The sequence below is a fragment of the Methanobrevibacter sp. genome (assembly GCF_015062935.1).
Classification (GTDB): Archaea; Methanobacteriota; Methanobacteria; order Methanobacteriales; family Methanobacteriaceae; genus Methanocatella.
Genome location: NZ_SUTM01000023.1, coordinates 29,627 through 45,292, shown reverse-complemented (window position 1 = coordinate 45,292; position 15,666 = coordinate 29,627). Strand labels below are relative to the sequence as shown.

The following is a 15,666-nucleotide window of genomic DNA, read 5'->3' as shown; positions in this document are numbered from 1 at the left end:
TTTAACATACAAAAATTAAAGACTCACTAATATTAAATTAACAACTTCCCCATTTATAAAGAAATAGTAAGAGAGCAAATGAAAAGTATTAATTTTCCAATATTAATATGAAAAATCAAAAAGTATAGTGAATATAAATAATCCCCCTAAATACCTTATAAAAAAAGCTTATTTTAAAAAATAACTAATTATATAGACAATTAACAAAAGTACACCCAACTTTTCAATTCATCCCCAACTTGCAGAAATCGAGGTATTCTCGAATTTTAAAGATAAAAAATGAAAATCCGGAAAAATATGAAAACATGATGAAATGTCGAACCGAACTTATGAAAAAACATTTCAAAAGCAATCCTGAATGGTTTAAACAGTATTAACTCTAAAATTTGACATTGAGCAAATCTAAAAAACTATTATATATCTGAAATATATATTGTAATAGGTGAAATTTTGCAGAGAAAAACTAAAATCATTTTAATAGCTGTAATTTTAATACTTCTTGCAGGATTAATATTCATTCAATCCAAACCAATGACACAAAATGCAACAGGAACCGTCCTTGGAAACACTGAAAACGGCACTGTTGAAAAGTTTGTTTATGGTAATGCAAGCGCTGATAAAACTATAGCCCTAATTACAGGAATCCATCCGAGAGAACCCTTATCAATAGACCCTGAAATTAAGGCCGCAAGGGAATACGTCAATGACCACAGTGATGTCAAAATCATCCATTATCAAACCAACGTGACAAAAAACCCTCAGGATTATAATGAGGGCCGAGCCAATGGAGAAAGTCTCGTTCATGACTTTGTAAATCCTGACGTTACCAAATCAGATGCTGATTGTGTAATCATAAGCCATTCACACATACCTACTTACGGACAGGGATTCTATCTGGCCACACCTGAGATGGATAATGCCTCAGTGGATACTGCCAAAAAGGTTAACGAAAGCAGTGATTTCAATTATTATCCAGTAACAGGCAATGAAGAATACAAATCAACATCTGCAGTTCTTGTATCCAAACCAATAGCTCAGGGAGGATATCCTACTTTTGTATATGAAATTCCTGAAGACATTACAGAACAGGATTCAACCAATAAAGCTAAAGAATTATTCGATTTGATGGTAAAATTCGCTTGCGATTAAATACCATCATCTATTTTTTCATATATTTTCAATGACTCTTCATGTGTCAGGCCCGCTTTTCTTGAATTATTCTCAAGAGTAAAATCAAGTTCATTTTCGATTAGAATTTTCAGAAATTTTTTATATGCATTCATGGACTGTGTGCCGATGACATCAATTTGTTTTTCCAAATCATCAATATTGCATTCAACCAAATCCAAAAGCCTTTCAAAGACCTGATGATTTAGATAGACCTCCTCCAAATTGGTTATATCATCATCCATTGAAAAGAGTATCTGAATGGATCCGCTGGTAACCTCTTCAAGTTTTAAATCATGACTTTCAAAAGTATAGTTTTTGGAATCTTTCAGAAAATTTGACAAAAATGCAATCAAATCCTGAAAGTTACCGAAAAGACCTGTAATGATTGAAAGAGAAATCTTATGATTTTTTATCTCTTCACCAGAAATGTGCAGATTAATGCTGTCATCCATCATCCTGAGAAAATCATTTTTATCATTGAAAATAATAGTATAAATCTCTTTTAATGTTCGGTAATTTCCTTTTGTCAATACCCTATCAGGATACAACTCTATGCGTTTTTCCATATCATTTAACATGTCTTCCATATTTTTTAATTCTTCATCATATTCTTTAATAGTATTGAAAAACATTTAATTCACCATTTTTAACTTTAAAAAACCTTTTACACCATTTGTTCTACTATCTGAAGGAAATAATATAAATAATATCCTTGATTTAATTGTTATATACTCATCATAATCCTTCCGCCAGGATTGAGGAACCTTAAACACTCTAAAAGAATGACAAAAATTATTTGTTCTTAAAGGAGCATCATAAATAATATTATCTATTTCATCAAGAATTCCTAATTTTTTGGCCTTAACACCATCAAATTCCGTAAATGTATCAATATCATTAGGATTTTCCTTCAAGGTAACAAAACTTCCATCAATCCAATGATTCAAACAGCAATTCGTATCTTTTATTTCTTTAAGATGACACTTATAATTTTCAAATATATCATGTCTTCTTTGAGATTTCCCATTTACAAACTCATTTTCAACTTCTCCAATGGACAAATCATATATTCCCTATAAAAGACATCCCTGACCATCATATTTTAAATTCATAAAAACCACCTAAAAATCATATATATTAAAATTAAATAAAATAATATAAAAATTTTTTCCAAAACTTGTTCCAAACTTAGTTATAACCTATTTTAAAAATAATTAAGTAAATTAAATCAATTTTACGGACTTAAAACAATTTTACAAATTCACAACAATTATATTAAGTTAAGACAACCAATACTAAAATAGTGATAAAATGGAATTAAAAGATTTTTTAGATTATGTCAATAGCGGAAAGGAAGTTGAATATCCTTCCGAGGTTCAGGAAATGTTTAATGAACTGCTTCTTGAAGCCACTAGAATAAAAAGTAAATTGAACTGCGAATATCACCCTGAAAATGAAGTTAGAGAAATATTTGCAGAGCTTACCTCTCAACCAGTAAATGAATCATTAAGACTGGTTCCACCGTTCCACACAGACTGCGGCAAAAACATCCATCTTGGAGAAAACGTTTTCATTAATTCAAATTGTACCATGCAGGATCAGGGAGGAATTTTTATAGGAGACAACGTATTGATAGGTCACAATACATGTCTTTTAACATTAAACCACCAGGAAGACCCTGAAAAAAGAGCAAATCTACTTCCTGCACCTATTAAGATAGGAGACGGTGCATGGTTAGGTTCAAACGTTACAGTATTGCCGGGAATTACCATTGGTGACGGCGCCATCATTGCAGCAGGTGCTGTTGTTACAAAGGATGTTGAGCCTGATACCATAGTTGCAGGTGTTCCCGCAAAAGTTGTAAGAAAAGTCAACGAAAAAAAGTAATCGAATAAATACAATTACACTTAATTAAACCATCACTTACAACAACATTTATTAAAATTTTAATAACTATCTTTAAAATTATAAATTAAATAATTAAACTTGAATAAAATAAATCATGAAATCTACATAACAACGCAACAGTTGAAACTTTTTAACCAAATTACTGTAATTATATATACTTTACAAAACATAATCTTAATTAATTTAAAGGGATGTTTTTTATGTTAACTATTAATCAATGTTACTTGGATTTTGTAAATAAAATCCTCAAGCAAGGAAAAGAAACTTATAAAGACTCAAATCACCATTTAATTGAGAGTCTTGGAAATTTTTATATAATTGATGACCCGTTCAATTTAAAATTCAGGGCAAAATATCAGCACTACACACCTGACATGCTATTAAGTGACATCAAATCCGGAAAATTCGATATGGAAGGTTGTCCTATCAAAAGCGATGCATTATATGAATATGTAAAATCAGCTGAAAATCCTGACGACCAGGGATTTGTTTACACTTACCCTAACCGTATCTATGCTCATTTTGATGTTGACCAGTTCAACACAATGAAACAGAGAATCCTGACTGCAACCGGATCAAACAGGGCAGTGGCAGTTACAATTGATCCTCAATTGGATGCCGACAGGGAAGATATTCCATGTCTTCAGTTCCTTCAATGCATTGTACGTGACAATGAATTAACAATTCACTGCATATTCAGAAGCAATGATATTTTCGGAGCATTTTACTCCAATATGTTTTTCATAGCGTATCTGGGATTGAAAATGAAAGAAGAAGTCAACAAGGAAATTGTTGGTGAAAAATTAAACTTTGGTGGAGTTCACTACCACTCAACCTCAGGCCATATCTATAATACTGACTTAAAAGCAGCCCGTAACTTAATTAAAGCTAATAAATAAGGTTTTTTAACCTTATTTTTTAACTGTTATCTTTTTACTTATTTTTGCAGAACCATAAGTTGCTGTTAATGTGAATTTACCTACTTTTGAATAGGATTTTAGTTTGAATGTGGCTATTCCCTTGGAGTTGGTTTTAGCCTTATATGTTTTGCCTTTGAACTTGACTTTAACATACTTATATTTCAAAATTTTACCCTTATTGTTAAGCAGTTTGACAGTGTATTTGAAAGTCTTTGATTTTTTAACTGTTTTATCCTTTAAAATCAATGTCGGTTTGACAACAACCTTGTTGGACACTTTGTAGTCTTTATAACTGGCAGTTATTGTATATGTTTTTGGGGCTAAAGTGATTTTAAGTGAAGCGTAACCGTTGGAGTCAGTGATTCTTGAGTAGATTCTGCCGTCAATCTTAAATGTTACCTCAACGCCTTTTGCTATATTTCCATTGTCGTCATATACTCTGACCTTGTATGCTGAGCCTGAACCGTAATACATTGTCAAAGCCTTATTTCCGTTGATACGTGCAGCAACACTGATTGTCTGAGATTTGACTTCACCGGTTTCAGGATTGGTTACGGTGATTGTGTGACTTCCAACTGATAATGATATGTTAAAGTGTAAAATGCCCTTGGAATCTGTAGATACTGTAAATTCGTCCTTGCTGTCAACAAGAACATTTACATCCTCTGTTTTCACTACATTGCCTGCGCCGTCCACAAGCTTAACTTCATAATCCGCATTGTATGTGTATTTAGCGGCTGTCGGCATCTGGACTGATGAGTCAATGGTTAATTTTTTGGTCAGGGATGATTTTTGATAGTTCTCATCACCCTTGAATGAAAATACTGCACTGGCAGTTCCAATTCCTGAGGTGAACTTAAATACCGCAACACCTGATTCATTGGTAACAGCGGAATATGTTTTGCCTCCAACAGTCATTGAAACTTGAGAATTTGGAATAACATAACCGAATTCATCTTCCAGGACAACAGAACAGTGCAAAACTTTATCATAAGCAAGTTTTGATGTATCACAGATTATGGTTGTAGATCTTTCTTTTACTTTGAACTCTTTTTCTACAATGCCTGAATCATAAATTAAACTGTTCACATTGGTTTTGATTAAATATGTTCCAGGATATGCGCTGTTGAGATTCAATACTGCCTGACCTTTTGATGATTTCAATATATTGTACTCGTCATTAACATAAACAACAACATATTCATCTAAAGCTTGTGAAAGGTTTATTGTAATTGTCAATGAATCTTTAATCTGATTTACATCAACAGATAATCCGACAGGAATCTTAGATACGTTTAAAGAGATATTCTTGGAAGAATCTGCATAGTAGTATCCGTCAACATAACTAACTGAAACATCATTGATACCAGTGTTTTTAAATACATACTCAATACTTGCAACACCGTCTGCAACATCTACCTCCCTAGTTTCATCGCCAAAGTTGAAATAAACTTTGCCTGTATCTACAGGATTGCCATCGCCGTCAGTTATTGTGCAGGTTAAATTAACAGGGTTGTTTGCATTATAATCGTGATCAATTTCCAAATTAGTATTTTTCAAATTGACGGAAATGTCCTTTTGGGTATTGTTTGAATTATAGTTATATGAATCATCACTATAAGCGGCTGTGATGATTTGACTGCCGAACCTGGTGAAAACGTGAGTTAAGCTTGCCTTGCCGTCTGTTATGCCAACAGTATATTCGCTGCCTTCAATCTTTAAAACCACATTACCTGCATTTACTTTGTTTCCATTCTCATCGACCACATTAACAGTAACTGTTACAGGATTATACTGGGAATCAACGTTAATGTCAACACGTGCATCGTGAAGTGAGATTTCAATTGTCTTTTCTGTCTGACTTGGTCCGTAACTGTATGCATCCCTGTATGCTGCTAAAATATTGTTTACTCCAAAGCTTTTGAATGTATGGGTTAAGCTTGCATAACCATTTTCTACACTTACTGTGTAGTTTACGCCTTCAATGGTGAAAACAACTTCTCCACCTTCCACAGGATTTCCGTTCTGGCCGTTGATATTAGCAGTAATTGTAACCGGATTAACGTCTACAGAAGAGAAAGTTAAACTGATGTTTGTATCAATTACATTATTGGATACAAGAACAAAATTGCTTGACGGATTGTAACCTGTTTCGCTGAATCTTGCAGAGTAATTATTGATTCCGTCAGTTATTTTTGCATTAGAATACTTTGCAATTCCGTTGCTGATAGCTACAGTGCGTTCAGCACCGCCAACTGAGAAAACTACAGTTCCATGAGTTATGATATTGTCGTATTCATCGAAAACTGTGGCAATTATATCTGTACTGTTTTTGCCTCTGTTTGTTAAAGTTAAATTAATTTGAGTGTTCAGAGGGTTTGAAATAGTGAATGCTTTAATGCATGCTACCTGTGATGCATAAGTATGGTCAGGGAATGTCCATTCCAAATCATAGAAATCAACCCAATTTTTTCCGTCATAGCTTATAAATGAAATATTTTCATGGTATGTTTCTTCATTGAATGAAACAGCCTCTGAGATAGGAACGCTTGCATTGGCGTCAACAGTTACCTTAAAGACAACCTCAAAGATATCGCCTGTTTTGATTGGAATGAATTTTCCTAAATCAATAGTGGAATAACCTACTATGGCTTTTCCGGATTTTGTGAGTTTCAATGCATCATTAACATAAACAGATAATTCCCAGTCTGTAGATTTTTCAAAGTATGTTGATACTGCAGAGAGATATTCATCAGAGGTAGCTTCAAATTTATTCTTGTACCAGACGGTGTTTGTATAATTTAAAAAGATATCAGATCTGCCCTGAACATCATACTGGTAAATCTTGTCATATTTGATTGTATCATTTAATATAATGGCATAGGAAACATATTTTCCAGGCTGTGAAAATTTAGTATCATAATATGAAACATAGTAAAATCCTTTATCTCCACCGCTGGTTCCCCAACTGTTTTTAATAATCCATGCACCGTCACCCGGAGGAGTGTTCCTGAAGTTTGAAGCTGAATAGTTATCATCCCATCCTACAATTGCTACCGCATGGTTTGCACCGGTAGATCCTGAATAATAGTAATTTTTTCCTTTGAGATATGAACTTGACCAGTATATACTTGTAGCAACGGCACCGTAATCCATTATGGATTTCTTAATTGCATCATTATCTGTGAAATTACTTCTTGTTAAAAATACAATATTCTGAACATGGACAAAGCTTGCAATCAATGGGGACAATAATGATTTGGAGTCATAATCATCATCACTTTCATTGACCGGACCTAGCCAGCTGGTTAGATAACCTACAGCCATCTTGTCATATCCTCCAACATTGTTTTCCATTGACCAGCCGTAAGTGGAATAAAATGACATTATGTTTTTCATGTTTTCCTCGGATAAATCATATTCAATGCCTGTGGACTTTAAAATTGCAGATTCCAAAGCGGCCAGTGAAGAAAATGCCCAGCAGTTACCTCCGCTTCCCTGATTTTTAACTGTGGAAACCTGTCCTAAATCCCTTAAATTATAATAAGAAGGTAAACTGCCGTTATAGGATGCATTTAATTTGAATAGGATATGCTGATTATTATTAAATGTTAAATTCAATCCTTTGTTAACATATGCATCATTGTTGACAAATTTGTTATTCAATGCCTTATCATATAGGGAATCATAATAAAAATCACTTATCTGTGAAAAAACAGCACTTCCAATGCTTGCAGAGTTATCAGTGAATACATTATTGTTTATTATAAAGTCAGAAACGCCATCGGCAAATATTGCACCACCATTGCCTGCACTGTTGTTGGTTAATGCTGAATGGGTGATTTCAAAGGAATGATACAATGAATAGACAGCACCTCCGTAGTATTTAGCCCTATTGTTTTTAGCGGTAAAATTATTTAGAGAGACCTTTGAGTTTAAAGAAGCTATAGCTCCACCGAATGGAGCGGAACAGTTGATTATTTCAACATTATTTGCAACTAGCTCAACATCTTTTAAATAAATCGCACCACCTGCCTCTGCATTGGAATAATCATTGAGGAATTTTGAATCATCAATCTCAATATAAGTACCGTCCTCACATGCAATGGCACCACCGTACTTATCGGCCGCATTATCCTTAAACAGTGAATCGGAAATAGTCAAAGTACCTCCGTTCATGTAAATAGCTCCTCCGGTACCTGCAGAATTGGATATGAAAGAACAGTTTGAGAGGATAACATTTGACTTAGAATTGATTGCATTATTGGAGGCAGATGAGAAATCTTTGAAAATTGTATTTGTTGCTGTTAAATTGTTTCCACTAGCCCTTATTCCTAAACCGCTTAAAGTAACATCTGATAATGATAGGGAACCTTTTAAATCAAAACCTATTCCAGAATAAGAAATGATAGTTTTGCTGGCATCAGTTCCTTTTATACTCACATTATCGGGATTACTTCCCCAGTCCAGTTCATATTCTCCGTTAGCCAGATGAATAATGGAATTGTCTTTAATTCTATCGGAAGTTAATGTCTTGTAGGGATTGTATATTGATCCGTCTCCATTATCATTTTCGACATTTGAATCAAAATAATAATCGGCAGAACTTTCACCAAGAACCGCAGTGTCATTATCCATTGCATAACCTGCCGGCACTAGCATCAGCAGAAAGAATATTGACAACAGTAATGTTAATTTAAGCTTATTCAAATTTATTCCTCCAATTTAATCTCTATAATATGTTAAAGATATAGAATATAACTATCTTTAGATATCCTAATATAAATATTAATTGTTTTTAAAGGAAAATAAGAGTTAAAATGTAAAATATTTTTAAAAAAAAATAGTGGAGGAGTTAAAAAAAACTCCAAAATTTTTGAACGAAATTATAAGAAATTAGAGTATTTTAAAGCTCTTGCTTTGATGTCTCCGAAACTGTCTTCAATCAACAGTTCACCATCTTTGAATACTGTTTGAAGATAATCTTCACCATCACTATCAATAGAAACTGTTTTAAATGAATTATTTTCATTAATTAATTTAAATCTTCCTGTTTTTGATTTTTTACTTGAATCAAGAGGGTTTTTGAATATGTCATGCCATTGGCCATCACGCAATTGTGCTGAACATTTAAATGCATTTCTCTGGGTATCTCTGGTTACAGATGAGTGAAGTCCCCCACCCATACCGAATATTATGTTTTGGGCAGCCCATCCGTTGGATTTCATTGCAAACAGGATATCACGTATTTTCTGATAGTTAAGACCGTCTCCCCATAGAAGACCAATGTTTAAATCGAATACCTTGTAACCTTTATCTGTTAGATGGCTTCCAAAACCTTCTGAAAGCAAGTTCAGACAATCAATTGTTGTTGAAACAGGCTCTCCGCTATCAGGCCTGAATACTATTTTGTTGTTTTCACCGTCCAGGAAGTTTAGGATAGCTTCATTTAGCTGGCTGCCCGATTTTCCTGTATTTATCAAAAAGTCCCGATAATTATATGAATCAATAACAATGGACAGTATTCCATCTTTTGCATTGTCAATGACATTTAAAATCTGGTTTATTTCACCTTCAGGACCAAGAGAAGTCATTACACTGTGTTCTGTTGCCTGAACTGAAAATCCGTATAAAGCGGAGTCATTGTAATAGTTTTCAGGAATTGTTAAAGCAGGAATTGTATCAGTTCCTGAAAAGCTGAGAAGATGTGCAGACCCACACAGCATTGATGATTCTGTTGATGTAGCTCCACGGTAGCCGAAATCATGGAGCATGAAGTCAAGATTATCCTTGGCTGAACCTGTTATTTCAAGGTAAAAATTGGCCAGTTTTCTCACTTCAGCGGACAATGTTGCAACGGTGGATGGATACCAGACCTGCAAAAGCAAAGACTCAAGATAATTAGGTAACCAGTATGACTTTTTATCAGTGTTTTCCGCAGTCATCAATACATTGCTGACATCTACAGGAGTTCCTTCGCTGACCGCCTTTATTTCAATTGGCAATCTGCCGTCATGTTCATCCAAAATGTATTGCCAGCCGTCCCTGTTGAAAATTCCAGGACCAATGTGTTCTGATATAAGTTTGTCGGCCTCATCAATTTTTTCCTGACTGACTACCTGGCCTTCCAAATACTTTTTAATAATATACTGAAGTCCGTAAAAAATTGTTTTGTTAAACTCAGCACCAACCCTACTTTCAAGGTAAGAATAAATCTTTTCAGTGCCTTTTGGATAGAAATAGTGATGAGTTACTTTATAACTGTCGGTTAAAAGACATATATTGTTTTCAATCATAATATCAACTTAATAACTATTATACAATTAATATGTTAAAAAGTTAATGTAAAAAAAATAGAAAAAAATAGGAAGTTTGAACTTCCGTTTGAATTTAGATATAACTGGTATCTTGTTTTCTGAAGTGAGCTTGTGGGTGATCACATAATGGACATACTTCAGGAGCTTCTTTTCCATAATGGATGTATCCACAATTGTTACATTTCCATGCAATTTCTTCATCTTTTTTGAATACTTTATCAGCTTTGATTTTATCAGTTAAAGCGTTGTATCTGTCTTCGTGTGCTTTTTCAGTTGCACCTGCAGCATCAAATAAGTCTGCAATATCATCAAAGCCTTCTTCACGTGCAGTTTCAGCGAATTCTTTGTACATTGAAGTCCATTCTTCATGTTCACCAGCAGCTGCGTCAGCAAGGTTGGTTAAAGTGTCAGGTACTTTTCCGCCATTTAATAATTTAAACCAAATTTTTGCATGTTCTTTTTCATTGTCTGATGATTCTTGGAAAATTTCTTTGATTTCAACGTATCCGTCTTTTTTAGCTTGGGATGCATAAAATTCATATTTTACACGTGCTTGGGATTCTCCAGCAAGAGCTGCTTTTAAGTTTTCTTCAGTTTTGGTTCCTTTTAAATCTGCCATATTATCACTCTTAAATAAAAATTATATTATTGATCAGTTAAATTTTAAAAAAAAAAATAAAAAAAGAGAGCTTATTTAAAGTTGGTAGCTCTTTCTTCGAAATGTGCTTTAGGAAGTCCGCATACAGGACATTTTTCAGGTGCGTTAGGACCTGAGAAAACAAATCCACAGTTTTCACATTTCCATTCGATGTCTTCTTCTTTGTTGAATACTGCATCGTTTTCAACGTTTGCAAGTAAAGTTCTGTATCTTTCTTCGTGTTCTTTTTCGATTGCACCTACTTTTTCAAATAAGAATGCAATCATTGGGAAACCTTCTTCTTTAGCGGTTTCTGCGAACTCTTTGTACATTGCAGTCCACTCTTCGTTTTCACCGTCTGCTGCAGCATTGAGGTTAGCTATTGTGTCTGGAATGTCTTCATCGTGTAAGAGTTTGAACCAGATTTTAGCGTGTTCTCTTTCATTTTTGGAAGTTTCCATGAAAATATCGTGGATTTGAACGTAACCTTCTTCTTTTGCTTTTGCAGCAAAGTATTGGTATTTAGTATGTGCTTGGGACTCACCAGCAAAAGCTGCTTGTAAGTTTGCTTCAGTTTTTGTACCTTTTAAGTCTGCCATTTTATACATCTCCATTACAACTAAAAAGTTGAATTGATATTCTATATAGAATAATAATATATATTAAAATTATACTTTAAAAATTTTATTAATTTTAAGATATCCTAAAAAAATAGGAATGCCTCTAAAAAAATATTTATTATAAGATAATTTAAAAAAAAAGAAAAAGAATGATTTATTTATGCACCAGCATATAATAAACCAATACCTCTACTGTAGAAAAGGGTTGTAAATGCTCCTATAATCAATTGAGCAATTATAATTCCAATAAATGGAATAAAACCTAAAACTGAAACAAGTAAAGATGCAACGATTAAAATTATTACAGATGCGATTGCAAATAAAATTATTTGACCAACGCCTATTCTTTTAACATCTTCAATTACTTCACCTATATTCAATGCTTCACCGAGCTCTCCGGTGTCTGCAAATCTTGCAAGAGCAACCATTTCAAATATAGCAAAGAATATAAAGACAATGACCACAATAACTAAAAATACACCTAATCCTGCCATCATCTGATTGAATCCTGCACTGATTGCACCGGTAATAATAGCAAAAATTAGTGTGATAATAATTGGAATTATAAAGTAAACAATACCTATTATTAAAGATTTAATACCATCGATCAAATTGTTTTGCAAATCCAGATCAGGAAGTTCATTTGAACGGTTGATTGCGTATTTAGTTACTCTAACACCGTATCCGGCAAGAATTAATGTAAATATTAATCCTAAAATACCTGCTAATGTAACTAATATAAAATTATTTACACCCCAGTTTCCAAAAAGAGCAGATAAACCGGAGAATAATGCAATTACACCTACGATTAAAAATTTTGTAATATCAGAAAATGGATATACCACTGAATCTGATAGGATATCGCCTAAACCCATTTTTTTCACCTTTTAATTTATTTAAAGTCCCTTATTAAAGAGCATATAATTATTAAAAATTAATAGTATTTAAATATAGCGAAAAAAATGTTAGAAAAAAAGAGAAAAAAGATGAATAAAATTATTCATCTACACCAAAGGATTTTTTGAGTAAATCAGCGTTTACAAATCCTTCTTTGTAAATTTTACCAGTAGTTAAATCGTTAATGACAACTTCTGCAGGAGCAAACATTCCTTTATCAATTTTGTAGAAGTCAAATTCAGCTTCTTTAAATACTTCATAGAATGGTTTACCATATCCGTCAGCTGCGGAGGAAGGTAATTTTGCTGCTACTTCAGCAATGTCATCGTCTTCATCGGATTCTACATAGTAGTAAGTTCTTCCACCAAATAAAACCGCATCGTTTGTTTTACCCATAGCTTTAAGTCCGTTAGGGTCAACTGGTGCGATTGGTGCGATACCTGCTGCATGTTTTACTTTAGTTACATCGAATTTGATTGCTTCTAACATTTTGTAGGTTCCGTTTTCAACAACTCTTCCGGAAATTTGGATGGATCCAACAAGGGAAGAAGTAGGAGCTACAAGTAAGTAAACATCTTTGACATCAACGTCACATTCATCAGCAATGTATTGTGCAACATCTTCACCAGGTAATACATCAGCTTCTAAAGTTAAGATTGCTAAATCAGCATCTTTGTCTTCATAATCAATTTCTTCGTAGGTTTCTGCTGGTTTTAATGCAATAGCTCTAGCAGGACCAGAACCTAATGCAAAGAAGTCTCCTACAGATACAGACCAACCTGCTTTTTGAGAACCTAAGGTTGAAATAGAAGGTGAGTCAGTTTTGATTTTTACTGAAGGAAGTGCGAATTTTTCAGATAAATCTCCAGGAATTGAAATTCCAACATCTGCGAGTCCACCAAGACAAACTTTAGTATAAAGTTCTCCTGCCTTAAAACTTCCGTCGACATTAACACCACAGTCAATGACAGTAGCGCCATTGCCTAAAGTTTCAACAGCAATGTTTAATTCATCTGCTTTTTCAATCATTACATCTACGGTTTTTTTAGCTTCTACGTTTACACTTACCATAGTTTAACCTCATTAAAATATTAAACTTAAAATATTTAAGTTATTGAATAAAATTTTATTGCTATTATTATTTATAGTTGCCTAAATGAATTGACCTTGAAATGGCATATGAAAAAAAGAAAGAAGATAGAAAAATCTATCTTTTAATAACAATTGTACTTTTAGAAGACATCAAATAACCGGAATCTCCAGAAGATATAACCACATTATGAGTTCCAATAGCTAGGGATTTTGTGTTGATTTGAGCTACACCCTTGGAATTGGTCTTGACATTGAAAGTCTTTTTACCCACCTTGATTTTGACTTTAATGTCTTTTACTGCTTTTTTAGTTGTTTTATCCTTAACTGTAACCTTGAAATATTTGGATTTTTTAAATTTGCCGGTTACCTTTGGAGCAGCAATTGTGGTTTTGGCTTTTGAAACTGTAATGGACTGTTTGGATTTGGTTAAAGTATACCTTGAATCATCACAGCTGAATTCAAGATTATGACTGCCTAAAGTTAATCTAGTATCTAAAACAAAATATGCCCTACCGTTTTTATCAGTTGTCACATAATAAGTTTTTTTAGCTTTGGAATCTGCAATTTTAACTTTTACTCCACTGACCATTTCACCAGTAACTGCATCCATGAGTTTAATTGTGATTTTCTTGCCTGAATTGTAGGTTACCTTAGATATTTTGGATATGTCAGCTTTCAGAGATAATGAATCCAGTTTAATGACTGAATTATCAAGGAATTGGGAATTTAAAACATTGATATTGGAAAATGCTTTAATGTTTGATCGGTTTGCAAATATGCAGTTTTCCAATTTTAAGCCTTTTTGAGAATTCTTGTAGATTGAAGTTCCGTCAAAATTAGAGTTTCTGATAGCTCCCTGTCCGACAACAATGAATGAATCTGAGAAATTACAATTGTCAATGTTATAGTTCAAGTTTTCACTTTTTGGAGCTGGAGTAGGTTCATAGAGATAGCTTTCGAATCCATCAAAGAAAAATTCCAAACTTGAATTCTGGAAACTGCAGTCTTTAATAATAGCGTCAGTTTTTTCAAATGCCAATCTGCTGTTTAAAAAGGTATTGTTCACCAGATTATTATCCCTTGCAAGAAGCAGGGCCAATGTATAATTATTTTCTTCATCATAGGAGTCTATGAACCGGGAATTGGAGATTTTGGTATCGTACTTATAGTACCCCCAGAATCCGATATCGCATCCGCTGATTTCAATGAATTCGACTTCCTGATATTGTATGCGGTTTTCTTCAAAAGTGGTATTGTCTATATTCAGATAACCTTTTCTTTCATCACTGCCTGCAATATAAATTCCTGCGCCCCTTAAGGCAATATTATTGAAGAAATAGGAGTTTTTTATGTTTGTTGTAAGAGTGTGGTCATAATGGCCAAGAGCTATTCCTCCTCCAACGCCTGCATAATCCAATCCGGCACCATTATTCTTGAAAGTGCAGTTAATGATATTTACAGTCATGTCCCTGTTGTTTGAATATACCTGCAGACCGCTGCCGACACTTCCCTGATTTGAATCAAAAACGCAGTCAATAAAATCAGCATTGGAATCAACTACAGATACCGCACTTCCGCTGATGGAGCCTGTGAATGTGATATTTTTAAATACAGCATGATTTATATTTTTTACAAGAAATATTCCCCAAAGACCATGTGCGTTAAAAATTGTTTTCCCTTCAACACCACTTATATTAATGGATTTTTTTAGAGTTATCTGTTTATAAGTGTCATCATCCCTATTTAACGGAGTGTATACAACTCCGCTTAAATTTACTTCATCACCGTCTTTTGCATCATTTATCTGATTTTGCACATCTTCAAAATGCTTTCCACCCGACTCATTTGCGTGAACTGCTCCGTCTAATGAACTGTCAGTAGCTAAAGTATCATTATTTGAAGCGGAAACCATGCCCATCGCCACAATGCAAATGAAAATAATTGAAATTATAGCCAAACTTCCTTTAATTTTTCTAAACACTGTTATCCCCTTTAATTTTGCATATCTAAACTATATTTTAATGTTATATATTTTATATATTAAAATTTTTTCAAAAAATTAGTGAATAACAAAAAAAGATATTAATTTAAAAAAAAAAGTTGTA

12 protein-coding genes are annotated in these 15,666 nt (G+C 33.5%); 3 read left to right on the top strand and 9 right to left on the bottom strand.

Translation table 11 applies throughout. From position 1 onward, the window contains the following. Positions 1 to 450: 450 nt before the first annotated feature. Entirely contained in the window at positions 451 to 1,149 is a 699-nt protein-coding gene (locus tag E7Z81_RS10300; protein WP_292747383.1) for a hypothetical protein, read from the top strand. Here E7Z81_RS10300 and E7Z81_RS10295 read toward each other — a convergent pair. Together E7Z81_RS10295 and E7Z81_RS10290 are read right to left on the bottom strand one after the other, a co-directional pair. Further along, the gene (locus E7Z81_RS10295; RefSeq protein ID WP_292747380.1) at positions 1,146 to 1,802 is read right to left on the bottom strand and encodes a hypothetical protein; all 657 of its coding nucleotides are present in this window, start codon (positions 1,800 to 1,802) and stop codon (positions 1,146 to 1,148) included. The genes E7Z81_RS10300 and E7Z81_RS10295 overlap by 4 nt on opposite strands. Next, positions 1,803 to 2,231: a hypothetical protein gene (locus E7Z81_RS10290; protein WP_292747377.1), complete on the bottom strand. Its 429-nt coding sequence runs from the start codon at positions 2,229 to 2,231 to the stop codon at positions 1,803 to 1,805. It lies immediately after the preceding gene. 250 nt (positions 2,232 to 2,481) lie between these two features. On the opposite strand from E7Z81_RS10290, the gene E7Z81_RS10285 reads away from it, so the two are divergent. Further along, a complete protein-coding gene (locus E7Z81_RS10285; RefSeq protein ID WP_292747374.1) occupies positions 2,482 to 3,057 on the top strand; it encodes a sugar O-acetyltransferase in 576 nt (191 codons plus the stop codon). Positions 3,058 to 3,278: 221 nt separating this feature from the next. Then, entirely contained in the window at positions 3,279 to 3,977 is a 699-nt protein-coding gene (locus E7Z81_RS10280; RefSeq protein ID WP_292747371.1) for a thymidylate synthase, read from the top strand. Between the two features lie 12 nt (positions 3,978 to 3,989). Here E7Z81_RS10280 and E7Z81_RS10275 read toward each other — a convergent pair whose 3' ends face one another. The 7 genes from E7Z81_RS10275 to E7Z81_RS10245 form a co-directional block, all read right to left on the bottom strand. Continuing rightward, complete coding sequence (locus E7Z81_RS10275; RefSeq protein WP_292747369.1) at positions 3,990 to 8,708, bottom strand: C1 family peptidase; 4,719 nt, start codon at positions 8,706 to 8,708, stop codon at positions 3,990 to 3,992. A gap of 176 nt (positions 8,709 to 8,884) precedes the next feature. Then, positions 8,885 to 10,294: a nicotinate phosphoribosyltransferase gene (locus E7Z81_RS10270; protein ID WP_292747366.1), complete on the bottom strand. Its 1,410-nt coding sequence runs from the start codon at positions 10,292 to 10,294 to the stop codon at positions 8,885 to 8,887. A 94-nt stretch (positions 10,295 to 10,388) separates the two neighbouring features. Further along, entirely contained in the window at positions 10,389 to 10,934 is a 546-nt protein-coding gene (rbr, locus tag E7Z81_RS10265; protein ID WP_292747363.1) for a rubrerythrin, read from the bottom strand. A gap of 71 nt (positions 10,935 to 11,005) precedes the next feature. Then, positions 11,006 to 11,551, bottom strand: coding sequence for a rubrerythrin (rbr, locus tag E7Z81_RS10260; RefSeq protein WP_292747360.1), 546 nt, complete (start codon positions 11,549 to 11,551; stop codon positions 11,006 to 11,008). A gap of 179 nt (positions 11,552 to 11,730) precedes the next feature. Then, the gene (locus E7Z81_RS10255) at positions 11,731 to 12,447 is read right to left on the bottom strand and encodes a DUF4013 domain-containing protein (protein ID WP_292747357.1); all 717 of its coding nucleotides are present in this window, start codon (positions 12,445 to 12,447) and stop codon (positions 11,731 to 11,733) included. Between the two features lie 121 nt (positions 12,448 to 12,568). Beyond that, complete coding sequence (gene mch, locus E7Z81_RS10250) at positions 12,569 to 13,540, bottom strand: methenyltetrahydromethanopterin cyclohydrolase (RefSeq protein ID WP_292747354.1); 972 nt, start codon at positions 13,538 to 13,540, stop codon at positions 12,569 to 12,571. Positions 13,541 to 13,676: 136 nt separating this feature from the next. Then, the gene (locus E7Z81_RS10245; protein WP_292747351.1) at positions 13,677 to 15,542 is read right to left on the bottom strand and encodes a hypothetical protein; all 1,866 of its coding nucleotides are present in this window, start codon (positions 15,540 to 15,542) and stop codon (positions 13,677 to 13,679) included. Positions 15,543 to 15,666: the final 124 nt, after the last annotated feature.